The 25,149-nt window shown below is 37.3% G+C and carries 15 protein-coding genes; 7 read left to right on the forward strand and 8 right to left on the reverse strand.

What is annotated here, in order from left to right:
- Positions 1-10 precede the first annotated feature (10 nt).
- Complete coding sequence (locus tag JM81_RS16405) at positions 11-1,447, forward strand: tagaturonate reductase (protein ID WP_144804996.1); 1,437 nt, start codon at positions 11-13, stop codon at positions 1,445-1,447.
- A gap of 16 nt (positions 1,448-1,463) precedes the next feature.
- Entirely contained in the window at positions 1,464-3,080 is a 1,617-nt protein-coding gene (locus JM81_RS16410; RefSeq protein WP_144804998.1) for a UxaA family hydrolase, read from the forward strand.
- A gap of 15 nt (positions 3,081-3,095) precedes the next feature.
- Here JM81_RS16410 and JM81_RS16415 read toward each other — a convergent pair whose 3' ends face one another.
- The 8 genes from JM81_RS16415 to JM81_RS16450 form a co-directional block, all read right to left on the reverse strand.
- Positions 3,096-4,118, reverse strand: coding sequence for a LacI family DNA-binding transcriptional regulator (locus JM81_RS16415; protein WP_144805000.1), 1,023 nt, complete (start codon positions 4,116-4,118; stop codon positions 3,096-3,098).
- Positions 4,119-4,425: 307 nt separating this feature from the next.
- Complete coding sequence (locus tag JM81_RS16420) at positions 4,426-5,862, reverse strand: polysaccharide lyase family 1 protein (protein ID WP_186435597.1); 1,437 nt, start codon at positions 5,860-5,862, stop codon at positions 4,426-4,428.
- A 12-nt stretch (positions 5,863-5,874) separates the two neighbouring features.
- Complete coding sequence (locus JM81_RS16425; protein ID WP_144805002.1) at positions 5,875-7,320, reverse strand: nucleoside hydrolase-like domain-containing protein; 1,446 nt, start codon at positions 7,318-7,320, stop codon at positions 5,875-5,877.
- A 41-nt stretch (positions 7,321-7,361) separates the two neighbouring features.
- On the reverse strand, positions 7,362-8,849 hold the full coding sequence (locus JM81_RS16430; protein ID WP_144805004.1) for a DUF4038 domain-containing protein: 1,488 nt from the start codon (positions 8,847-8,849) through the stop codon (positions 7,362-7,364).
- Positions 8,850-8,886: 37 nt separating this feature from the next.
- Positions 8,887-10,344 (reverse strand): DUF1593 domain-containing protein, encoded by a 1,458-nt coding sequence (locus tag JM81_RS16435; protein ID WP_144805006.1) that lies wholly within the window; start codon positions 10,342-10,344, stop codon positions 8,887-8,889.
- Between the two features lie 12 nt (positions 10,345-10,356).
- Complete coding sequence (locus tag JM81_RS16440) at positions 10,357-11,658, reverse strand: nucleoside hydrolase-like domain-containing protein (protein WP_222430312.1); 1,302 nt, start codon at positions 11,656-11,658, stop codon at positions 10,357-10,359.
- 37 nt (positions 11,659-11,695) lie between these two features.
- Positions 11,696-13,324: a glycoside hydrolase 43 family protein gene (locus JM81_RS16445; protein ID WP_144805008.1), complete on the reverse strand. Its 1,629-nt coding sequence runs from the start codon at positions 13,322-13,324 to the stop codon at positions 11,696-11,698.
- A 35-nt stretch (positions 13,325-13,359) separates the two neighbouring features.
- Positions 13,360-14,781, reverse strand: a complete 1,422-nt coding sequence (locus JM81_RS16450; RefSeq protein WP_144805011.1) for a glycoside hydrolase family 28 protein — start codon at positions 14,779-14,781, stop codon at positions 13,360-13,362.
- A gap of 1,796 nt (positions 14,782-16,577) precedes the next feature.
- Between JM81_RS16450 and JM81_RS16455 the strand changes: the two genes are divergently transcribed.
- The 5 genes from JM81_RS16455 to JM81_RS16475 all read left to right on the forward strand — a co-directional run bounded on the left by JM81_RS16455 (position 16,578) and on the right by JM81_RS16475 (position 25,003).
- The gene (locus JM81_RS16455; RefSeq protein WP_144805012.1) at positions 16,578-19,697 is read left to right on the forward strand and encodes a SusC/RagA family TonB-linked outer membrane protein; all 3,120 of its coding nucleotides are present in this window, start codon (positions 16,578-16,580) and stop codon (positions 19,695-19,697) included.
- A gap of 10 nt (positions 19,698-19,707) precedes the next feature.
- Positions 19,708-21,363: a RagB/SusD family nutrient uptake outer membrane protein gene (locus JM81_RS16460; protein ID WP_144805014.1), complete on the forward strand. Its 1,656-nt coding sequence runs from the start codon at positions 19,708-19,710 to the stop codon at positions 21,361-21,363.
- A 147-nt stretch (positions 21,364-21,510) separates the two neighbouring features.
- The gene (locus JM81_RS16465) at positions 21,511-22,500 is read left to right on the forward strand and encodes a DUF4861 family protein (RefSeq protein WP_144805016.1); all 990 of its coding nucleotides are present in this window, start codon (positions 21,511-21,513) and stop codon (positions 22,498-22,500) included.
- 7 nt (positions 22,501-22,507) lie between these two features.
- On the forward strand, positions 22,508-23,737 hold the full coding sequence (locus JM81_RS16470) for a glycoside hydrolase family 105 protein (protein WP_144805018.1): 1,230 nt from the start codon (positions 22,508-22,510) through the stop codon (positions 23,735-23,737).
- A gap of 21 nt (positions 23,738-23,758) precedes the next feature.
- Positions 23,759-25,003, forward strand: a complete 1,245-nt coding sequence (locus tag JM81_RS16475) for a glycoside hydrolase family 105 protein (protein WP_144805020.1) — start codon at positions 23,759-23,761, stop codon at positions 25,001-25,003.
- The last annotated feature ends 146 nt before the right edge of the window (positions 25,004-25,149 follow it).

Here is a 25,149-nt window from a genome sequence, read left to right on the forward strand (position 1 = left end):
AAATAAAATCATGCAGAAACTAAATAGAAAAAATGCAGGGGAACCTTCTACTTTACCTATAAAGATCGTCCAATTTGGAGAGGGTAACTTCCTTAGGGCTTTTGTAGAATACGCGTTCCAAACGTTAAACAAGAAAACCGGATTTAATGCAGGTATTGCCGTAGTACAGCCTATTGATAAGGGAATGGTGCAAATGTTGAACGATCAAGATGGACTGTATACCTTATTTACAAAAGGAATTAAGGACGGTAAGGAAATAGAGGAAAAAGAATTGATCACCAATATTGTTAAAGGTATAGATCCATATAAGGATTTTGCCTCATATTTAGATTTGGGCAAGGAAGAAGAATTACAATTTATAGTTTCCAATACCACAGAAGCCGGTATAGCGTATGTAGAAACGGATACGATGCATATGACCCCTCCAAATTCATTTCCGGCAAAATTGACCAGATTATTATATGAACGTTTCACATATTTTGATGGTGCGGAAGAAAAAGGATTAACGATCATACCGTGTGAACTGATCAATCATAATTCAGATACCCTAAAACAGATTATTCTGGACTACATTTCATTATGGAATTTATCCGATGATTTTAAATATTGGTTGCTGAAAAGTTGTTCGTTCCACAATACTTTGGTAGATCGGATAGTACCCGGATATCCTCGCGATCAAATTGAAGATTATAATAAGCAATTGGACTATTTGGATAATTTGATTGTTAGCGCCGAGACTTTTTTCTTATGGGTTATTGAAGGGGATGAGTTATTAAGACAAAAACTTCCCTTTCATAAAACAGATTTGGATGTTAAAATCGTAGAGGATATGCAACCGTTTAGAACACGAAAAGTTCGTATCTTAAATGGCGCACATACTGCTATGGTTCCTTTTTCACTGCTGTATGGTAATGAAACCGTAAAAGAGACCGTAGATGAAGATTTCACGGGACCGTTTATAAGATCATTGGTCTTTGAGGAAATCATTCCTACCTTGGACATGGAACAAGTAGAGTTGGAAACATTTGCCAACGCTGTGTTTGATCGTTTCAGGAATCCGTTCGTGGTACACCAATTGTCCAGTATAGCCCTAAATTCCGTTTCCAAGTTTAAGGTAAGGGTATTGCCAAGCTTGTTGGAGTACGTACAGCGTAAAGGTAAACTACCAATGCGTACAGTTTTTGCTTTTGCTTGCTTGATCCGCTTTTATAAAGGAGCTTACAATGGTAAACAACTGCCGATCAATGATGATCGGGAAATTGTCGCGGAAATGTTAAGTATTTGGCAGTTTGATAACGTTAGGAACGTGGCTAAACAGGTTTTGGCAAAACAATCATATTGGGGCAAGGATTTGAATACGGTACAAGGATTAACGGATGCGGTTGCCAAATCATTGGAAATGATCGAGAAATATGGAATTAAAGAAGGTTTTTCAAAAATAGGTTAGTCTAAAAAAAATCTCCATGCAGAAAAAATTGATTAAAGTTCAAGAGGAAGATAATGTGGCGGTAGCCCTGGTAGACTTGGTACAAGGTGACCGTGTACAGTTTAATGGGGAGGAAATCATACTATTGTCCAATACTAAAGCTAAGCATAAAATTGCTTTAACCGATCTAGAGAAGAACAGTCAAATTATTATGTATGGGGTGCTGGTAGGAAAAGCATTATATCCTATAAAAAAGGGCGATGTTCTTACCACTGAAAATATAGTTCACCAGAGTAATGTTGTAACCCAAAGGACCAAGAGGGTTACATGGAAAGCGCCAGATATATCAAAATGGAAAGATAGAACCTTTATGGGCTATCATAGACCAGACGGGCAAGTAGGCACACAAAATGTGTGGTTATTTTTTCCATTGGTTTTCTGTGAAAATAGAAATATTGAGGTACTTAAAGAGGTTTTTGAAAAGGAACTTTCTATGGGCAGGGAACGTAAACAAAGACAATTACTGCGTAACCTTATCAACGGAAAAGATGCTGATTTTAACGATGGAAAAACGGAAACCGGTACCGAAACCTTTGATAATGTTGATGTTAAGTTTATTACCCATCAAGGGGGTTGTGGGGGTATACGCCAAGATTCACAAACATTGGCCAAACTTTTAGCGGGTTACGTAAAAAATCCCAATGTGGCCGGTGCAACCGTATTGAGCCTTGGTTGTCAAAATTTGCAAATAGATTTATTAAAGAATGCATTAAAAGATATCGACTCCAATTTAGATAAACCTGTTCTAATTTATGAGCAGCAACAAATGGGTACGGTTGATGAGATGCTTAATACCATTATTAAAGATTCTTTTGCGGGTATAAAAGCAGCTAATGCCATTCAACGAAAACCAGCCTCTATTTCAAAATTAAAATTGGGATTGGAATGTGGTGGGTCTGATGGTTTTTCTGGAATTTCTGCAAATCCGGCATTAGGATATGCTTCAGATATTCTTGCAGCTGTTGGAGGTTCACCTATACTTTCTGAATTTCCTGAACTATGTGGAGTGGAGCAGGAGTTGGTGAATAGATGCGTAAATGATGATGATGCAAAACGTTTTATGCAACTCATGAAAGCTTATGAAGCCTCTGCAGAAGCGGCCGGTTCTGGTTTTGATATGAACCCATCACCAGGGAATATTAAGGACGGCTTAATAACCGATGCCATGAAATCCGCGGGCGCCGCCAAAAAGGGGGGTACATCGCCCATTGTGTCCATATTGGATTATGGGGAATATGTTACCAAACCTGGGCTAAATTTGTTATGCACGCCAGGTAACGATGTGGAAAGTACAACCGGTATGGTTGGTTCAGGAGCAAATATTGTCGTGTTTACTACAGGTCTGGGTACGCCTACGGGAAATCCTATTGCCCCGGTGCTTAAAGTTTCCTCAAATACAATACTAGCAGAGCGTATGCCGGATATTATCGATATTGACACGGGCGCTGTCATCCGAGGTGAAAAATCCATTCAAGAAATGGGCGAGGAAATTTTGGAATATGTAATCAATGTGGCAAGTGGTACCATAGAGGCAAAGGCGGACCAATTGGGGCAAGATGATTTTATACCTTGGAAAAGAGGCGTTTCATTATAAGCCTATATCATAGCTTCAACTTTTTCTACTAGAAGATTTTCTAACCACCAATTTTATGGGAAGCACCACTTTTTTGTGGATTTTTATGGACTGATCGTTATCCATTTGTTCCAAAAATACTTTTGCTGCCATTCTACCCATTTCAACCGGAGACTGATCTACGGAACTAATGGATGGGTTCATGAATTGGGTAAAAGGTTCATTACTAAAACCAACCACGCAGAAATCTTCAGGAATCTTAATTGATAGGTCCTGTAAATATTTAACAGCACCCAATAATCCGTTATCCGTGGATGAGAAGATAGCATCTGGAGGTTCAGGTAATTTCATTAAGGCCTTGGCCGCTTCCATTCCCGCTTCAATATCACTTTTCAAAGGTATGACGTACTCAGGTTTAAATTTTAAACCATTTTCTAAGAGCGCATTTTTATAGCCTTGTAATCGATTTTTATAAAGCTCAAGTCCATTACTCACATAAAAGTGGGCAATTTTTTTGCACCCTTGGTCAATTAAATGCTTGGTTGCATCGTAGCCCCCTTGATAATCGTCAATAGTTACGGAACTAATATCAGGTATGTTGGGTTTTCGATCAAAGAATATGAAGGGTGTAGATTTTTTTAACACGCTATCTAATCTTTCTTTTTCTTCACTAGTATACGATGTGGATAATAGAATTCCATCTACTTGTGCGTTCAATAAATTTTGAATTATTTTCAGCTCTCTATCTTTATCTTCATGAGTTTGAGAGATAATTACATGATATCCTTTTGGATATAATTCATCTTCAATACCCCTTATGACCGATGAAAAGAAGTTTCTGTTAATGTAAGGGACAACCACACCCACATTTTTACTCTTCCCACTTTTAAGTGCCAATGCCAGACGATTTTGCTTATAGTTCATTTTGGCCGCCGTTGCAAGCACTAACTCCCTGGTGTTTTTACTGATTCTAGGGTTGTTGTTTAAGGCCCTGGATACAGTGGCGGCAGTGATATTTAGCTTCTTGGCAATATCGTAAATAGTGGTTTTCTTGGTCATTCTTTTTAGGGGTGGATAAATAATCCAAATTTGATATAAAAATTGTCGTTCAAAAGTATAGCCATGTATTTACGGATACTATTGAATGGGCATTTTATTTCGCTAAGATATTTAAATATCAAGTATTGAATCAGGTTTATGGTGGTTACTTATATTGTTTGCAAAAGTTTTGTATAAAATCTATAAAACAATAACGGGTATTCCTATCCTTAAATAGTAAAGCCATTGTTATTGCATTATTTATAAATTGAAAATACATAGGTTAAAATAAGAAATTAAATTTTTAAGGTTCGTCTAGTCCTCGTCTTTAGTTCGTTATACTGTTTAAATAGACTTCTAACATGGTATAACCTTCTGTATTGACCAAATTTCTATCTAAGGCATTTGCAGGATCTAATCCATTGTCCAATTCCCATAAATCTGCTATACCATCATGATCATTATCCTTTGGTGTAGGTAAACTTTTTAATAAAGGCCAACCGCCAACTTCGGTTTGGCTATCTATAATTCCCGTTTTTTTTGAGGGGTCCATTACCTTATGTTGTTTTTTATAGCTGGTTCCTTCAAATGTGGCCGTACCGCTTTTTGTTTCATTGATTATACGTTGGTCTACAACATCGCGTTTAGGTAGAATAGCTCCCGCATTTTTTAAAACATTCTCATAGGCCATTTCTGCAGTTTCTTCCTTAATCGGCATTGCCGGCCACGGTTCATCTAGTTTTAAACTTGGTATAGCTTCTAAATTAATTTCTTTATATGCTTGAACATCCTTAATTGCCGTAAGGGATGGAAATACACCTTTCCAATTGTCCGCAGTAACTTCTTTACTACCTACCATAACATTATTGGCAATGTACCAATTGCCATAATCATCTTCTCCGTTACGGGACCAAGGGTTTGCTAGTTGTTGTCTAACATAGCCTGCCACCGTAGCGGGTCCGGGTTTGTAATAATTGGCGACCATATTTACATTTGTGAAACCAAAACGTTCTTCGTTTTTTACCTGTACGACTTCACCGCCATATGTGCCTTTATAGCCCCAATTGTAAACCACATTGTTACGGTAATCTACATTTTTTGCACCAGAAGCAAACCGTGGATTTCTACTGGAGTGACTTGCAATTAAATTATGGTGATAGGTACTGTAGTTTGAACCCCAAATGCCGCCATAACCATGATCGCTACCTTTTTTATGGTTGGACATATATAAACTTTCTGAAACGATACACCATTGTACCGTAACATATTCGCCATGATAAATAGACATGGTTTCATCAACACTCCAACTTGCGGAAACATGATCTAAGATTAAATTTTTGGTGTATCTACTGGTTATGGCATCGGTATCGTCACCAGATTCATCTCCTAACCTTACCCTGATATAACGTATAATAACCTCATCGGCATCAATAAGTAATGGATATCCGCGCAGGGTTATACCATCACCTGGCGCAGTTTGCCCAGCTATGGTTATAAACGGGTTTTTAATACGGAGGTCGCTTTCTAATTTAATGGTTCCTGAAATCTTGAATACTACCGTTCTGGGTCCTTCCGTTTCAATGGCCGCGCGTAAACTACCTTCACCGGAATCTTTTAAATTGGTTACTTCCAGTACAGCCCCACCACGACCACCAACAGTATATTTTCCATAACCTTCCGCAGAAGGGAAAGCCAATTGTTGCCCCCAAGAGTATGTTACAAAAAACAAGATTCCTGAAAGAATTAAATATCTCTTTATTCTCATAATAATGGTTGTTTACTTTTCTACATTAATAATTACCCGCTTATACCTTGTAAGTCTTGGAGTGCCATGGTCCGTAACGGCAAGGATGATATGCATAGTTCCTGTTCCTGGTGGCATTACCCGACTTTTTTTTATTTTCAGCCATGCTTTTGGTTGATCATGGTCATTAATATCATGCTTGATACCAGTGCTTGAATTAGACATGGCACGCGTTCCAGCTTCTTCATAACAAAACCATTCATAAGAAAGGGAATCACCATCTGGATCAATAGAACTAGTAGCGCTTAATTTTACTATTTCTCCTGGCTTAGCATTAATATATTCCGGATGATCTAATGTTATAATCGGTGGGTGATTTGCTTCGTCGTATGATTTTATAGTCCAGTCCATCCGGGCAGAGAAGTCATTTTGATAGGCATTTCGCCATCGCCATATGGTTGCGTGGTTTGTGGTATGCCATTCTCCATCAAAACCAAAGACTTCATCTTGAACATTTGTCCAAATAGGTCTTGTTTCCGGTTCTATGAACCATTTTTCAGTTTTAGGTATATATAGTTCATACCGACCACCCCAGCCACCCCAATCTGGACGCTCTGGAGTATTCAGCCCATTATTTATTAAATAAAGGAAAGATGGTGAATCACCTTCCATCATGTACTTCCAATTAGGGTACATAGCCCCTAATGGTCCTTTTTCTCTTATATTTTTTTCTAACCACTCATTGGTAACTAGTGAAAAATCGGCTCCATCAAATCTTCCATGAAATTTATCCCCCCCAATTGCTATCCAAGTGGCGTGGTGGAAACCGCCTCCAGCATTAATGCCGGGAGTAACAATATAGAACAGCTCTGGAAATTCTTTTCTTATCCATGGACCACTATTATCTTGATCTGAAATTGCATATACACGAAGTTTGGAGACAAATTTTAGTAATTTTTGTTTTGACCTGGTATCACGTACTTTCCAAAGAGCTTGTGCCAATACATTTGGTCCACCCCAAACCGTAACCCACAATGGCCGATCATCTTCTTTGTCAACTGTATTTATGAGCAATTCAGAACCTTGGGAATCTTTTCCTTTTCCTACACCATCCATGCCCTTTAATGCAATACCTTCAGAAATAGATGATATGAGTTTATTTTCTGTAGGAAACCCTGGTTCATGTAACTCTAAATTATCTCTGACCTTGCCATAAGCACGTACTATATTATCTATATATTTTTTTTCAATGGAATTATTTCCTCCGTAAGGAGTAGCTATAATACCTTCTACATCAAAATGATTGGCATATGTTAAAAAACGGACTAAAGACATTTGGTCATCTGGATCGCCACCAATATCCGTTAGAACTACAATTCTGGTTTTTTCTTGGGCATATGAACAGCATGCCGTTATTAAAAACAATACCGAATAAAGAATCACCTTTAATTTTGACCTCAAAAAAATCTTCGTCCCCATTTTTTTTCTACATAGTAGTGGTTCCATTATTTTGTATTAAATCAATTGTCTGTTCTAAGCACTAAAATGGCATCTTCCCATCCACTCGGTGGCAGCATATTTCTGGATTCAGACGCATTAAAATTCTTTATAGGTTCCCTTTCCCCATTTCTTGGATAAAACCAATAGGCCGTTGCATTCTTGGGTAATATATTACTGACCTCACAAACCGAGTTGTTGGAAAAGTAAACCAATGCCATATCCTTCGTAGTGGAGGTTACGGCTGTTTTTAAACTTTCCCCTTGGCCAACTCCAGAAATTATGTTGCCATTGGGGACCCAATTTTGCCAGTTATGCTCCAAAAGAAATTGTTTGTTGATACTTGTTAATTGTTTAGCTGCAGGAAATTCAAGGGCCTGCTTCCATATATACCCACAATTGTAATCTCCTTCATTTCCGCGCATAGACCATATGGGGCCTGCACCGTAAGTGTGGCCTGCACCGCCTGCAAAAAAAGTGTAGAAAAATTGTCTGCGTACACGAAGAGGGGTAGACCAACCACATTCATGTTTATAAGAACCATATTCATAAGATCCTTCAAGAAAAAGGCTTGGTTTTGTAGGTTCGTTAAGTTCGTAATCACGTAGCATGGTAGGGAAAACTTGGTCTATTTCTCTCCACACTTCTACACCATTTGCTGTGAGCCATTCATCTTTATGAAACCAGTTCGATGAATTATCAGGGGCATCCCCATCTGGGTGAAAGGTTATAAATAAATCGTTCCACGCGTCATGCTTTTCATTCCATTTTGGCTTTTGTCCTGTTTTACCATGGGCAAGTCCTTCTGCCATAGCCCTAAAAATAGCACGCTTATCCCATGATTGTTGCTTTACGTTCTTATCATAACCATTTAGCTGTGCTTTTGCATCACCGCCCAAAACCCATATGATATTGGGTTCATCTTTATAGCGTTTTCCTAAAAATGAACCATAAATTCTTGCTTCCTCTTCATTGAACTCTTGCTGATTTCCTCCCATTTGTGGTGTAATATATGCTCTGCCCCAACAAGGTAATAGAGCCAAATACATTCCTCTTTTTTTAACTGCTTCAACGGCATAATCCATGTGATCCCAATAATCATTGGGTGCAGTACTGCTTCCGCCTTTTACTATCAAGGGCTCTGAGGTGTTTGGAGCAACTGCCGGACCAAAAAATGGTCTAAAGCCATAGGTATTGGCTGCATTATGTGGTCCCATATCCATTCCTCCGCCATGTGGAAACCAAAATGCTACGGTTTGTATTACTGTAAAACCTAGCGCTTTTCGATTATCTAAATAGGTGTCTATTTCTTCACGGGTCAATTGTTGTATCATACCCCAACCGGTATCTCCCAACCATAAAAAAGGCGTACCATCATCGTGTGTTATAAAATGTTTGTTTTCTGATACTTTCAATTTACCATGGTCTTGCCAAGGGGTTTGAGCGTTGTTTGCTAATGGTAACCCTACAAGGAAAACCATTGCCACAAGTTTAAATGTTAGCTGTTTCATAAGTGTGCCTTTTTAGTTGATGATTCATTTTACTACATCATTGAACAGTAATTATTACACGCTGATATCTTGTTAGTTTTGGGCTCCCATTATCATTTACTTCACAGACAATATGAATAGTGTCCCCTGATTTGGCATCTGCTGGAACTTGTAAACTCAATTTACTTGTATTGGTAGGTGATAAATTTATTGTGCCGGTGTAGGAGCCTGCTTCACTATAATTCCACCACGAAAATGTAAGTGCATTACCATCTGGGTCATAACTATGCTTAGCGTCAAGTTCAATAGTAGCCCCAGGTGTTGAGGTAATATCCAATTTACTATTAAGTTTAACTACTGGCGGATGATTTGCATTGTCATAGGATTCAATACACCAATCTGCACGGGCCGCAAAATCATTTTGTAATGCATCTGCCCAGCGGGTAATGGGCTTAAAATATTGTTCCATTAAGGTCTGGTTTTCTGGATAGGTATTCCGCATATAACTGCGACCCCAGGCCGTTTGGGTGAACCATCTTCCTTCAGGATAGCTATAGTTGGGTTCTGGAACCGGATCTAGCCACGTATTATTCCGAACGTTTACATACCTACCGCCCCAACCCCCATACCCAGGTGATTCTAATGACCTTAAGCCTGTAGGAATCATATGAAAAAAAGCAGGCGAATCGCCTTCAGACCTAAAAGAACCTTTAGTCTTTGGGTCTCCAGCACTAAACCCTTCTTTATCATCGGTACTTTTTACTGCTTCGTATAATGAACAAAGTGGGCCATGATTTTCTAGTATATTGGTAGTCATCCATTCCGAGTTGAAAAATTTTAATTTATCCTTTGGCATAATCTTATCCCAGAAGTATGCAACTGCCATAAATTGGTCAGAAATAATTGTTGGAATGTTATATTTTCCCCAATGTGGTAGAATATATTTTTGATACGTATTGTCTTGTTCCCAAATAAAATAGAATCTTATTTTTTTAGCAACTTGCTCCATTTTATCTGGATGTTCTTCCTCAATGCTTTTTAAAGCCCTTGCAATAGTATTTGTGCCGCCCCATGCTTGTAGCCAGATGGGATTATTATCCGTTTCATCTAATAATACTTTTACGATATGTTGTGAGCCAGGGGTAATGCTTTCCATTTCGCCCTCGTCTTCTACATTTCCTAAAAAATTGATAGATTTTAAATAATCCGCAGAAGGGTATGCTTTATCATGTAGTATTAAATTAGGGTGAATTTTCTCATAGGCATTTAAAAAAGGGTCTATCCAATCATCACCTGCCCATCTATGTCCATGCCAATGATACTGTGAACTAGAAGTTATTATTCCTTCAATATCCCATTCATTGGCATATAATAAAAAACGAACCATTGAGCATTCATCATCTATCTCACCATCTGAGGTAACAATAATTCTAGGTTTTACCTCTTCTGATTGTGCCCTACTAATCGTAAATATCCCTATAAAGAGTATACCGGTTATGATTATTTTCTTATTCATAATTAATTGAATTTATTTTAGCCATGACCATCTTTCTGCCCAATCTTCCAAAAATTCCTTTCTATGTTTTGAAACTGTTTTAGCACCCTGTTGGTCCTTAATAAAATAGTTAGGATCTTTTATATCGCTGTACCAATTTGAGCCAAGCATATAGTCGTCATTAGCTAATTTTCCAGGCCATGGAGTAATGCTTACATAGGCACCTTTTTGACCATTTAATTCTTCAATATCGCTGTGAGATACATAATTACCTTTTTCTGGTTTTTTTGGAGAATATCTTACACCATACGTTTTGTCATCAACATAATATCCTGGCCACGTTTGGTTGTTTGCCGTAAATTCGAAGGCAGTAGAGTCTTTTGATGTTATGGATAACGGGCCATTAAATCGATACTCTAAAACGGCATAGGCTGTTACGGTATCATTGATTGTGCTATTACCTTCAAAAATAGTTCGCGAGCTATGTTCAATAGGAGAAAATCTGCCGCCCCAACTTTCACTGGTTGGATCATTGGGATCTCCGTGCATTAGATAGGCTAGGGAAGGGGTGTCGCCCATTTTTATTTCACCATTGTAATAATTTTTAAAAGCATTACCCATAGCGCTATTACCTTTTATAAAATTATCATAATAGACATCACCTTTCAATTCTTCTGACGAATCTTCGTCCATAAACCAGCCTCTGTATGTAGCATTGGCTTCAATCATCCATAAGTCTGGGTGATGTTCCGCTATGTAGGCATACGCATTTACACTCCATTTTTTATTGGGTCCGCCGATCCAGTATACTTTTATTTTTTCTTTAATTTCAGGGGCGTCATGAAGGGCCTGTGCCAAATCCTCTAGACCTCCCCAAACCAGCACCCATAATGGTTGTTCACTTTTCTTTTTAGCACTTTTTATAAGCCAATTAGAGCCTTCGGTAGGATTGGAATAGCCTTTATATGGTGCCGCATCTATAGCTCCTTGTTTTACAGCGTTCCTTAATTCATCTGGTAGAGGAAAGCCGTCAGACTTGACTTTTAACTTATCATAATCCTTTTCATAAAGGGCAATCATATCCAAAAAATCACTTGTCCTTCCATTTCCGTAAGGAGAAGAAATAAGTCCTTCAATATTAAAACGGTCTGCATACATAAATAAATGAATGGCAGATTGAAAATCATCTGGATCTGTACCACCAATATCAGAACTGATAATGATCCTAGGCTTTACCTCTTGTTTTGTTGCCGATGTACAATTGTAAAATGATGCAACGAACAGGGTAGCCATACAAATTTTTAAATGGTATAACTTGTTGGACTTTTGTTGCATATTTTAAGTTTTATTATAGTTAGAAATTTATGTGCATTTAGTTTGATATTTTAAACCAATCAATATCAGCATAGCCGCCACGTTTAGCTTCTTGGGTACTTATACAGAACAACCCTATTTTGGCACCCATCCATTTGCCGGGTTGCGCCTTAAAAGGTTTACCAATCTTGGTATATTTTTTTCCATTTTCAGAAAAGCTAAATTGACACATTGCATCTGGCCCTTCAATGTTCACTTTTAGATAAACTGAATTGGATTTAAGACTTACTTTTTCTTGTAATTGTTCCGGTGTCCCTTCTTCTGCCTTCAACGCCACGTTTTGTGTTAGAAAATACCCGTTACTATCATGTTTAATACTCAATTTAGCATAGTCCATACCCATGATAATCAGTCCGGCAGATTTTCCTTGTTCGGCTTCTTCCGGAACCAATGTAATTTTAGTACTGGCTTCAAACGTAGGCGCAGGAAATTTTTGTAATAATAAATTGGGAACCATCCAAAGATTAGTAGCATCAGCCGGAAGTTTTATAGCAAACAACCTTAAAAAATGATTACCGGGTAATTTTGCATGCCATACCACTTCTGGATTTGCATTCCATTGCCATTGCAATCCTATTCCAAAATTTGTGAACATATCGGTTTCTTGCGGTGTAATGATATGATGTGCACTACCAACATCCGGTTTTTTATAGGTAGCGATTGGTTCGCCAATACCATTCTTATCCAAATCCTTACCCATTACAGGCCAATCATTTTTCCATTGCATTGGCTGTAGGTGAACTATACGTCCATAGGCATCTACATCTTGAAAGTGATAGAACCATGATTCTCCAGTTTGTGTTTCTACCCACGCACCTTGATGAGGGCCATTTATAGTGGTAGAACCTTGTTCCAATACAACTTTTTCTTCATAAGGTCCATAAATATTCTTGGAACGGAGTATGAGCTGCCACCCTGTGGAGACTCCACCAGCAGGAGCGAATATATAGTAATAGCCATTTCGTTTATAGAATTTTGAGCCTTCAACAGTTTTATGGTTTTCATGACCATCAAAAACATGAATTCCTTGGTCCAGGACTTTGGTACCTTCTACATTCATTTTGTTCACGGAGAGTAAACTTTTTACTCCGGTTCTACTTCCTGCATAAGCATGTACCAAATATGCATTACCATCATCGTCCCATAGGGGAGAGGGATCAATAAGACCTTTACCTTCCATTACCAGCACTGGCTTATCCCATTCTCCAAAAGGATCTTTAGTTTTAACCATGTAAATACCAAAATCCGGGTCGCCCCAATAGATATAAATTTCTTCATTATGGTAACGAATACTTGGAGCCCAGACCCCTTTTCCATGTTGGGGTATCTTAAAGGTTTCAACGGGTACTTGCATTGGCAATGCATGATTGACGAGCACCCAATTAATCATGTCTTTTGAATGTAGAATTGGTAGGCCGGGAGCTGCATTAAAACTTGATGCGGTCATAAAATAATCGTTTCCTACGCGAATTACGTCCGGGTCTGAATAATCTGCATACAGTATAGGATTTTTATACGTGCCATCTCCATTATCCGCTACCCAAGTACTTGATATTTTGGGCCCATTGCTTTGTGCACTGCAAAAGGTTGTGAGAACAGTGATAATAAGTACGCTAAAAAATTTCATTTAATTCTAATAACAAAATGTTGGTTTAAAATTTACTAGTATGCCGTACCGTTAATGGAACTATTGGTAAACTGTACCGGTTCTGAATTTTCAACAGAAAGTGGTGTCTTGGCATTTTTAATATGCACATTGGTAAAGGTGACGTTCTTTACAGGATTTTCTGTCCTACCTTTTATTAATACCCCATATTCACCACCATTTTCAACTTCAATATCTTCTAAATGAATATTTTTTATCGATGGAATAAAATCACCTTCTTGATTGGCATAAATACCGTAATAGGTATTAATGCGCAACACGGCTTCCTTTACTTGCCCAACCTTAATATTTCTTACAAAGACATTTTCTACAAACCCCCCACGTAGGGTATTCGTTTTTATACGGATGGCCCTATCTAAGTTAGGACTGTCCATACTACAATTTCTTACGAATACATTTCTAACACCTGCAGAAATTTCGCTACCCATTACCACACCACCATGGCCATCTTTCATGATACAATTTTCAACCACAATATTTTCACTGGGGATATTTACGCGCCTACCATCATTATTTCTTCCGGATTTAATGGCAATGCAATCGTCACCGGTGTCAAAGGTGCAATTGACGATATGTACATTTTTAGAATATTCTGGGTCGCAACCATCATTATTTGGTCCATGACTACGAACAGTGACACCATTTACAGTTACTGAATTAGATTTTATAGGGTGTATAACCCAAAAAGGTGCGTTTGTAAATGTAACTCCTTGTATCAAAACATTTTCACATTCAAAAGGTTCTAAAAAAGTGGGGCGTAACTGATGGCCCTCACCAAATATTCTTTCTGCTACCGGCGTACCTTCTTCGTTCATTTTACGTAATGCGGGTAAGTTATGGTCATCACGTTGCTGAGGGGTACCTTCAACATGGCCATATTTACTATTGCCGCACCATGGCCACCAATTTTCATTGTCTGCCTGTCCGTCAAATGTACCTTTACCGGTTATAGCAATATTTTTTTGTTTATAGGCATATATCAATGGGGAATAATTCATTAGTTCTACACCTTCATAAGAAGTATGGACCATGGGTAAATATGCTTTTTGGTCCGTACTGAACAATACGGTAGCCCCTTCATTTAAATGAAGGTTTACATTACTTTTTAAGTGAATTGGTCCAGTAAGAAATGCACCGGCCGGTACTATGACCTTGCCGCCTCGAGAATTGGAGCATTCAGCTATAGCTTTTATAAACGCTTGGGTGTTATCGGTTTTACCATCCGCAAGTGCTCCAAAATCCATTATGTTGAATTCTTTATCCGGAAATTGTGGAATTTGAATATTTTTAATAATTGAATCTGCCTGTGCAAAAACGTCTGCTTTTTCAGTTGTTTTGGGTTGTTCTTTACAAGAGAAAGAAAGTAGACTACATATTAATGCAATTGTAATTGTTGAAAGTATCCGCATTTTTTTCATAGGGGTTCATTTAATTGATTAGCCAATTATCATGGCCTTTAAGTACATGTTGTTTTGAATATGTTATGATATCGCTTTCCAGTAGTTCTTTTGCCCAACTAACTTTTGTTTTTTTTTTTTGATTAATCATATTTTGTACACATATTTCTAACTCAATTAGAAGGGCAACTAAATCTCCAATTTATATTTTAACTACTTTCATCTTGTATCCAAGCTAGTTGAATACCAATGTTTCGACTACTTGAGCTGAGATAGAATAATTACCATCAAAATTTGTTGATGTACCAGCTGTAATATTCTTTTTTACAACGGATACTTCTACAAATGGAACACTACACTTTTCTGCAACCGTACCTGTAACCACCTTGTCTTAAGCATATATAGTAATGCCCATAAAGATGCTGGTAAGTAAAACCAGCGAATTTTTAAAATGTGTTTCATACGATGTGCTTCTTGATTATTAGTTGATGTAATCGATTGCGCTTTTTTAGTGTGTTTAATAGTGATTTTAAGTTATTGTCTATATAGTTTATTAAGTTTGACTTTTTTTGATGATTATAACTTCCTTCTGGCCGTTAAATCAGTATAATTATTTTTAAACCATTTTCTAAGACAGAATTAATATGATTTAAAAATCTTATAAAATTTTAAAAAACGGAAAAATATAATTCTCTTAGGGCTTATTAAATAAAAAGAAAATTATCATAAAAAATAACAAATATTTAATTACGTTATTAACTACGCTTGTTAATTTGATACTAATCAAAACATTAAACATAAAACTAGTTCTGTGTCAAAATGAACAATTATTACAAATTACATTAATTTTAGTATAAACTTTATTTGTAAATGTAAATATAATTTATAACTATTAAAATTGAATTTAGTGTAAATAAATACGAATAAATTGATTTTTTCATAAAAGATATTTTGATAGGGTCACTTACTTGCGGTTTCTTATTGGTATCAATTTTATTGACTCATTTAAGTAGACATCTATTTTAAGTCTGACTATATAATCGATTACATATTATAAAGGAAATGTTTAAAAACTAGCACTAATTTTAAATATTTTAAGCGGTTTTTAGCTTATTTAAAGGTGGAAAAAATTTTATATACATTATAACGAAAATATTAATAAAAAAATGCAGTAATACTTAAAGGCATGGAAGTACTTTATGTTTGTATTTTTTAATATTGGTTTTACTTCTTCTTATATCCAAGAATATATTGTATTACAGGACTTTGTAATTAAAAATTGATTAAAAATGGTCATTGTACTTGTTCCTAATTTGTTTTAATCCCTTTTAACATAAGCTATTATAGGATATTGTGAATATATCAAATTAAGCAACTAAAATCGATAACTAAATAAATTAACGGATACTTTATTGTTAAAAATTGAATTTTTTATATAAAATTTTTGTTAAAGTATTTTTTATTTGCTATAATTGCGTAATCGATTACACTATTTATGTAATTTTTTATGACATTATGAGAATGAACTTTTTCAATGAACTAGGTATATCCCAGCATAAACTAAATGCTTCGGCTTTAATAATGGTTTCTTGTAAGAATGCTGTAAAAATTAACAACAGTTTTTGGAGAGAAATAAATTTTTATCCGGTAAGAGGACTTTTGCTACCTACTTGAATTTGCCTTTAATATTAATGGGTGACATCACCTAAAGGAGCGCATTGAATTAGGGAGCTTTTACTTTAAACTATGTATATAAAGGAAATAAAAATGAACTCAATTACAAATTAACTTAATCATTCACTCACTTAATTACTATTATGAAACAACAAATTACAAAAGTAAAAGTCAATTTTCGGCTTTTTACGGGAGTATTGCTATTTACCCTTTTAATGGGTAATAATGCATTTTCCCAACAAGGAACTACCGTAAGCGGTATTGTTACCGATACGGCAACCGAAGAACCTTTGCCGGGGGTAAATGTGGTTGAAAAAGGTACCTCAAATGGTACGGTCACAGACTTTGATGGAAATTTTTCCATCACATTAACAACAGATAATGCAGTATTGGTTGTTAGTTATATTGGTTTTGCTGCAAAAGAGGTTGCCGTTAACAACCGTACGCAACTAAATGTTACTTTAGAAGAAGATGCGCAAGCTTTGGATGAAGTGGTCGTTGTAGGTTACGGATCTGTAAAAAAAGCTGATTTGACCGGATCTGTCACTAGTGTGTCCAATGAGCAAATCACACAAAGAAACGTTAATAATCCTTTAGAAGGGATTCAAGGTAATTTACCCGGTGTTGTAATTACCAACAGTACGGGTCGTGTTGGAGATGGTTTTGATATCAATATCAGGGGTAACAACTCCTTTAGTGGGGATGCACAACCCTTGTTTGTTGTAGATGGGGTGCCCACAGATGGTATTGATTTTTTAAATCCACAAGATATAGAACGTATAGATGTATTAAAAGATGCTTCTTCAGCGGCTATTTATGGGTCTAGAGGTGCTAATGGTGTGGTAATCGTGACTACAAAAGGAGGTGCAACCGCAAAAGGTGGGGTTTCGGTTTCTTTTGAAAGTTCTTATGGGGTAGTTCGCAGAGCTAGATTTCCAGACTTTATGGATGGTCAAGAATGGTGGGCATATCATCAAACAGCTTACTTGAATCAAAATGATCCGTTAGGGGATACTCCAGAAAATAACTTTGCCTTGGCTAGCAACAATAGCCCAGAATTGGTTAAACGTGCTAATGCCGGTTTTAATTTTGATTGGGCAGATGCAGTTTACCGTGATGGGAGTATTCAAAATAATTATGTTTCGGTTAATGGTAGGGCAAACAATGGTATGGCCTATAATTTGGCCATAGGATTACAATCGGACGAAGGTCTTTTGCAGAATGAAGCTTTAGACAAGTATACGTTTAAAGCGGGTGCCACGCATAATATCGGTGATAAGTTTTCTGTGGGTGCCAATTTAACTTTATCGCATGAAGTAAATGATCTGGGTAGTGAGCAGGCCGCTAGGGATGCCGTAAGGTTAAGTCCCTTAGCTTCCCCATGGGCAATAGATGCAGATGGTAATCAATTGGTAGGGGAGCTATTCTTTCAGCCAGGAAAACTTACTTACCCCAATGGTGATTGGGCATTTAACAAAACAAGTACTTTAAATCCTTTGGTGGAAATTGCCAACTCCAAACAACAGGTAAGAAGGTGGAGAACTTTGGCTAATTTGTTTGCGGAATATAAGGCCTTAGATTGGTTGTCCTTTAAAACTACATTCTCTGCAGGTTTATTGAATAGACGCATTGGCGAGGCGTATGGAGCGGAATCCTATGTGGGTCAATCTAATGGCGGTACCAACACGGCAAGCTTGGACAAGCTGGAGAACTTTAATTATACCTGGGATAATCAATTCAACATAAACAAGACTTTTAATGAGGATCATGTATTTGGCTTCTTAGGGTTACAGAGTTTCTATAGCAATAGAACAGAAGAATCCTATGCTTTCTCTAGCGGACAGCCATTTGAAACATTATGGTATAATTTAGGGTCCGGACCACAGAACACCTTTAATTTAAGCTCGGGCTTTAGAAAAAATACATTAATGTCCTATGCGGGCCGTTTAAACTACGCATTCAAGAACAAGTATTTATTAACGGCTTCTATTAGATGGGATGGGTCTTCTGTACTATCGGAAGGTAATAAATGGCAAAATTTCCCATCGGTGGCTTTGGCTTGGAAACTTACCGAAGAAGATTTTTTTAATGATGAAAGCTTCATTAACAACTTAAAGCTTAGGGCGAGTATTGGGTATACCGGTAATGATAACGTTAGTCCATATTCTACCTTAAATTCTGTTGATAGTCAAACGTATTATGATTTTAACGGAAATGCGGCAAACGGATTTGTAGCCGATGAATTGGCCAATAGGTTCTTAACATGGGAACGAACTCGAGAATTAAACTTTGGACTTGATTTTGGTTTCTTCAGAAATAGAATTTTTGGTAGTGTAGATGTTTATGATAGATTGTCCGATGGTTTAATTGTTGAACAAGATTTACCTATTGAAACTGGGGCAGGAAGTATAAACAACAATGTTGGGTCTCTAAGCAATAAAGGGGTAGAGGTTTCTTTGGTTACAAGAAATATACAAACGGAAAAAGTAACTTGGGAAACTAATTTTACCTTTAGTAAGAACACGAATGCACTTGAGTCCGTATATGGCCAAAGTGAGCAAGATGATCCAGGAAATGGTTTTTTCATTGGTGAAGCATTAAGACCTCACTATAACTATGTGTTTGATGGTGTCTGGCAGGCAAGTGAAGCTGCGGAAGCCGCTTCCTATGGCATGAAAGAAGGTGAGGCCAGACCAAGGGATATTAATAATGATGGTGTTTTTGACCCGGATGATGATAGGGTAGTTCTTGGAAGTACGCAGCCAGATTGGATCGGTGGTATCACCTCTAATCTAACGGTGGGTAATTTTGATTTTACCGTCTCTGCTATAGCGCTTCAAGGTGTTTTGGTCAGAAGTGATTTTCTTAATGATAGCTTTGGTGATCCTAATGATAGGGGACGTAATCACTTGGATTGGGACAGTTATTATGTTCCTGAAAACGGTGCCGGACTTCCAGTACAGGTATCAAATGAAATTCCTAGACCACGTGGTCAAGGTCAGTTTTGGGGAACTGATTTCGGATTTTACAGAGATGCTTCTTTCGTGAAAATCAAGAATATTTCTTTAGGCTATTCGTTTGGGCAAAAAGTTCTTGACGATCTAAACATCAAAGGATTTAGAATCTACGCTAACGTATTAAACCCATTTGTCTTTGCCAATAAGGATTTTGAAGGATGGGATCCGGAATGGGCAGATGCCGATCAAAATGTAGCTAGACCTAGCTCCATTACATATCAATTAGGTTTAAGTTTAAAGCTTTAAAAAAAGAGACATGAAAAAAATATATATTTTAGGAATCATATTAGCTGCATTTGCTTCTTGCAGCGACTTTATAGAGGAGGAAAACCTATCTGGGGAATCCGCAGACTCTTTCTACATTACACCAGATGGTTTTAATTCCTTGGTAAATGCTAACTATGAAAAGCTAAGGGATATTTATGGTGATTCTCCTTTCTTATTTGAAGGGGGTACAGATTTAATCTCAAAAGGTAGGGGACAAGGTCCGTTGGGTTTAACGGAATATCGTGACCTAAATTCTACCTCTGATGGTGTTGATCATTTATACAATGAATGTTACGCAGCTATTCAATTGGCCAATAGAGCCATATATTATTCGGAAATTACGGAACAAACTGCACAACTTCCCACATTGGTCAGTGAGGTTAAGTTCTTACGGGCGCTTTCTTATTTTCTATTGGTACAATCGTATGGGGGTGTTGCAATTACGGATTATATAGATAGTCCAATCTTGGAATTTGACAGAAATACGGCAGAAGAAGTTTATGCGCAGATTATTTCAGATTTGGAAGATGCTATTGCAGGTGCCGGAACTGGTGCATACGTTGGCAGGGTAAATAAAAGAGCGGCAAGAAATTTATTGGCCAAGGTTTACTTGACAAGAGGCTATGAGTCTTTTGGATCACAAAATGATTTTACAACTGCAGCTGCCTTGGCCGATGAAGTTATTGGTGGTGAAGCACTTAATTTACCTTTTAGTGAAGTTTTTAGACCTGGTAATGATTTAAATGAAGAGGTTATTTTTTCCGTGCAGTTTGATGCTGCTTCTATAAGTGCGGATCCCGATGGATTGGGAAGTAGACAATATGCATATTTTGGTTCATATTTAGGTGGTTCGGAAGTGCAAGGACAAGCTCCGGCTCGTGATTACTCATCTTCACCTACAGATTTTGCAATTAGCTTATTTACGGAGGATGATGCAAGATGGGAAGGCACGTTTATGACAGAAATTTTTTATATAGATACTGATGATTATACAGGGCCTTCTTATTTTACGTATTATAGAGTTCCAGAAGAAGAGCATAACTCATTGACTGTGATAGAATTTTACGAACCGCAATGGTTTACACCAGAGGATAAAGCAAATTATTTGGCCACCAAAAATCTTGCGCCAAGTTTTAAATATCATAACTATGGTGAGTATTCTTCAGAGTGGACAGATACGGTATCCTTGGATTATGAGGTAATTTGTGTCAAGAAATTTGATGACCCCTCGCCAACAACTGCGTTTGGTGGTAGATCAAGCACAAGGGATATTATATTATCAAGATTGGCCGAAACGTATTTGGTAGCTGCAGAAGCATACCTTCAAGCCGGTCAGGCTAGTACCGGTTTATTAAGGCTTAATGCAGTAAGAAATAGGGCGGGTGTAGCAGATGCTACCATTGGTGAATTTGATATCGATTATATATTAGATGAACGCGCTCGAGAACTTTTTGGCGAATATCATAGGTGGTTCGATCTAAAGCGAACAGGAAAATTAGTTGAAAGAACCTCTTTATACAATAATCAAGTTAATGAGAGTGATTTTAATGGTGCTGGTGCGCTGAAAATTTTGAGGCCAATTCCCCAGCAAGCATTGGATTTAAATCAAAATAATGATTTTCCACAAAATCCGGCATATAATTAATCTATTTACTAGTGAGGAAAAAGCATATTAGAGTTAGTTTTTTGAGTTAGTTGAATTGGGATTTAATGAAAGTAATTTCATTAAGTCCCTTTTTGTTTATTCTCATTTAAAGTTGTTTAAATTTAACAGAACAAAATAGTGTACCATATGAAAACAATTAAAAGTTTAAGTGTTGTGTTTTTTACAGCTCTACTAGTATTCAGTTCTTGTAAGCAAGAAGAAAAAAAGAAAACGCCAGAAGCAGAAATTGTTGCTGAGGAAGCTGTACGGAAGACCTACGCAGAAATTTCAATCAAGGAAGGCGGAGAATGGAAGGGTAAAAAATATGAAGGTGAAAATTTCACTTTCAAGAACGTGGAGTTTCTAAGAGCGCCGGATAGTTTGACCGATCATTCATATTATATACGCTATGAAGGCCCGGGGTGGGAAAGTAATAAAGTTGGATATAGGTTATATCTGGATTGGAGAAACGCAATTGACATTTTCGGTAAGAAGGTAGATACAATGGTTTTGTCTAAAGTAGGATTGGATAATTATGACTCCTATCATGAGGAAAACCCTTGGGGTATGGATATCTTAAAAGCCGGAAGTTCATTGGGAATAGGTTCCTACGGCCGTTTTGACGGTAGTACCGTTACTCATTTTCAAGAGGTAGACTCTACAACCGCACAAATACACAACGAAACAAATGAATCTGGAGTTACCGTTAATTATTATGGATGGGAAGCTTCAAACCAAAAAATTGATTTGCGCGCACAATTGATGATTGCTACGGATTCTCGTTTAACAAAAGCTAGTTTAACCCCATCTAAAGCAGGTGAAGGCTTATGTACCGGTATTGTAAAGTTTGATGGTATTGACCTAATCCAAAAAGAAGGTGAAAATGGATGGGCTTATATTGCAACCTACGGGGAGCAGACCTTAGTACCGGATAACCTAGGAATGGTTATTTTTTATAAAGTAGATGAAGTGGAAACCGTTACCGATGCGGAGTTTGACCATTTATTGGTCTTTAAACCAACTACAGATACAATCACCTATTACTTTGGTGGCGCATGGGAACAGGAAAAAAACGGAATTACTACTAAAGATGCATTCGTGGCGTATTTAGATAGCACTTTGGCCACTTTAAAGTAGGAGCAAAATGGGCATTAAATTCTTTTTTAAACTTTTTATGCTTTTGCTAGGTGTAACCATTGTAAGTTGTAAGACAGAGAATAAAACACATGGTGAAAAAAATGAAGATGTCCATTTAAAAATGGCAATTTCAGATACCCTTCCTTGGTCAGAAAGATTGGCCCTGTCAATTATGAAAAGACATCCAGAGGCTTGGCAAGCGGAAGATGAAATTAAAAAAGAATGGGACTATAAAACGGGTCTTTTATTGACCGCCTTTGGAAATTTATACGCGCACACCAATCAGGAGGTCTATTACGACTATATTAAAACCTTTGCAGATACTTTAATTGATGCCTCAGGAAATATCCGGGATTATAAAATTGAATATTACAATTTGGATTTAGTCAATTCTGGAAAAATCCTTTTTGGTTTATATAAGTCAACAAAAGATGACCGCTATCTTACAGCGCTAAAAACTTTAAGGAGTCAATTGAAAACACATCCTCGTACTCCCTCTGGCGGATTTTGGCATAAGAAAATATATCCTAACCAAATGTGGCTAGACGGCCTGTACATGGGGGCACCTTACTATGCTCAATATAATACCACCTTTGAAAATGGGGATAAATTGGATGATATCGCCTTTCAATTTAAGTTGATTTGGGATCATACCTATGATGACAAAACTGGTCTACTTTACCATGCCTGGGATGAAAGCAAACAAATGGATTGGGCCGATAAAACTACGGGTAAATCACCTAATTTTTGGTCTAGGTCCATGGGTTGGTATATGATGGCTTTGGTAGACGTACTTGACTATTTTCCTCAAGACCATCCTAAACGAGACATGCTTATTTCACATCTAAATCAATTATCTAAGACATTGATTAAATATCAAGATGAAACCGGACTTTGGTACCAAGTAACAAATATGCCAGAGCGGGATGGGAATTATTTAGAAGCGTCAGGTAGCGGAATGTTTATTTATGCTTTTGCCAAAGGTGTAGAGAAAGGATATTTACCTGCAGAATACAAGGATGCTGCTGAGAAGGGTTTTAAAGGAATGGTAGACCATCTGGTAGAAGTAGATAAAGACGGCGAGGTACATATTACACAAATTTGTAAAAGTGCAGGTCTAGGGGGCAATCCCTATAGAGATGGTTCTTTTGAATATTATATCAGTGAACCAATAGTTACGGATAACTTGCATGGTACCGGACCATTTATTTTAGCTGCGTTAGCATTAAATCAATAAAAAATTATACCAAGATAAACCATGAAAAATAATCTAAATCACCTAAAAAGCATAGGCTTATTGTTTATTACCGTGCTCTTTTTTAATTGTAAATCAGAGAAGAAAGAAGCAAAATCTACGGGGGAAAATGCAGAAGAACTTGTAGTTTCTAAAGATGCAAAATGGTCTGAACGTATGGCACTTTCAGAAATACATCGTTTTCCGGATCCAACGTTATTGGATTTCCAAACAGAGTCTAGATGGAGTTATACAAATGGACTAGTTTTACAGGCTATTGAACGGGTCTACGAGCAAACAGGAGACCAAAAACTGTATGATTATGTCTATGATTATGCAAATAGAATGATAGAAGATGACGGTACCATTGTAACCTATAAACTTTCAAACTATAATTTGGATATGATCAAATCCGGTGATGCCATTTTTTGGTTGCAGGAGAAAAATCCGGAACCACGATTTAAAATGGCCATGGATACCTTGCATAAACAATTGGGAGGTCAGCCTACAACATCAGAAGGAGGATATTGGCATAAAAAAAGATACCCTTATCAAATGTGGTTAGATGGCTTGTTCATGGCAGAGCCCTTTCACGCAAAATATGCATTAAAGTATTTAAAAGATGATGAGGTCAATAAAGTTTTGGACCATATTGTTCTACAGTTCGACCTTATTGAAAAGCATAGTCGTGACCCAGAAACAGGCTTGTATTACCATGGGTGGGATGAAAGCAGGGAACAACGTTGGGCCGATAAGGAAACAGGTTTGTCCCAACATTTTTGGTCTAGGGGTATGGGCTGGTACGGCATGGCTATGGTAGATATATTGGATGTACTTCCAGAAAATCATCCCGGTCGTGAACGCATTATCCAATATTTAAAACAGTATGCAGAAGCTATCGTTCAATATCAAGATGAGGGTGGTACGTGGTGGCAAGTACTTGATCTTCCTGACCGCAAAGGTAATTACCTGGAGGCAACGGGGTCTTGTATGTTCACCTATGTTTTGGCCAAAGGAGCCAATAAGGGATATATCTCATCTGATTACCTGGTCAATGCAAAAAAAGGGTTTGATGGTATTTTAGAGCAATTTGTCACGGTAGAGAATAACGGGGTCATTAATTTGAACAAATGTTGTGGAGTAGCAGGTTTAGGTGGAGATCCGTATCGGGATGGTTCGTTTGATTATTATGTCAACGAGATTATTCGTTCAAACGATCCCAAAGGTACAGGACCTTTTATGTTTGCGGCATTGGAATTGGATAGGTAAAATATACGTGTTCAAACATTATGAAAAGAGAATAGTCAACAAAATGACCATTGGTATTTGAAAATGAATTAAGTACTGCATTTTGTTGGTAACGATGAGGATGACCAACACATTCTTGATCGTAAAATTCATCTCATGGAGATAGG

The organism is Maribacter sp. MAR_2009_72, assembly GCF_007827235.1.
GTDB classification, from domain to species: Bacteria; Bacteroidota; Bacteroidia; order Flavobacteriales; family Flavobacteriaceae; genus Maribacter; species Maribacter sedimenticola.

Bases quoted from the DNA above. Each gene is read 5' to 3' on its own strand.
- JM81_RS16405 (WP_144804996.1), top strand. From the start codon at position 11: ATGCAGAAACTAAATAGAAAAAATGCAGGGGAACCTTCTACTTTACCT.
- JM81_RS16410 (WP_144804998.1), top strand. From the start codon at position 1,464: ATGCAGAAAAAATTGATTAAAGTTCAAGAGGAAGATAATGTGGCGGTA.
- JM81_RS16415 (WP_144805000.1), bottom strand. From the start codon at position 4,118: ATGACCAAGAAAACCACTATTTACGATATTGCCAAGAAGCTAAATATC.
- JM81_RS16420 (WP_186435597.1), bottom strand. From the start codon at position 5,862: ATGAGAATAAAGAGATATTTAATTCTTTCAGGAATCTTGTTTTTTGTA.
- JM81_RS16425 (WP_144805002.1), bottom strand. From the start codon at position 7,320: ATGGGGACGAAGATTTTTTTGAGGTCAAAATTAAAGGTGATTCTTTAT.
- JM81_RS16430 (WP_144805004.1), bottom strand. From the start codon at position 8,849: ATGAAACAGCTAACATTTAAACTTGTGGCAATGGTTTTCCTTGTAGGG.
- JM81_RS16435 (WP_144805006.1), bottom strand. From the start codon at position 10,344: ATGAATAAGAAAATAATCATAACCGGTATACTCTTTATAGGGATATTT.
- JM81_RS16440 (WP_222430312.1), bottom strand. From the start codon at position 11,658: ATGCAACAAAAGTCCAACAAGTTATACCATTTAAAAATTTGTATGGCT.
- JM81_RS16445 (WP_144805008.1), bottom strand. From the start codon at position 13,324: ATGAAATTTTTTAGCGTACTTATTATCACTGTTCTCACAACCTTTTGC.
- JM81_RS16450 (WP_144805011.1), bottom strand. From the start codon at position 14,781: ATGAAAAAAATGCGGATACTTTCAACAATTACAATTGCATTAATATGT.
- JM81_RS16455 (WP_144805012.1), top strand. From the start codon at position 16,578: ATGAAACAACAAATTACAAAAGTAAAAGTCAATTTTCGGCTTTTTACG.
- JM81_RS16460 (WP_144805014.1), top strand. From the start codon at position 19,708: ATGAAAAAAATATATATTTTAGGAATCATATTAGCTGCATTTGCTTCT.
- JM81_RS16465 (WP_144805016.1), top strand. From the start codon at position 21,511: ATGAAAACAATTAAAAGTTTAAGTGTTGTGTTTTTTACAGCTCTACTA.
- JM81_RS16470 (WP_144805018.1), top strand. From the start codon at position 22,508: ATGGGCATTAAATTCTTTTTTAAACTTTTTATGCTTTTGCTAGGTGTA.
- JM81_RS16475 (WP_144805020.1), top strand. From the start codon at position 23,759: ATGAAAAATAATCTAAATCACCTAAAAAGCATAGGCTTATTGTTTATT.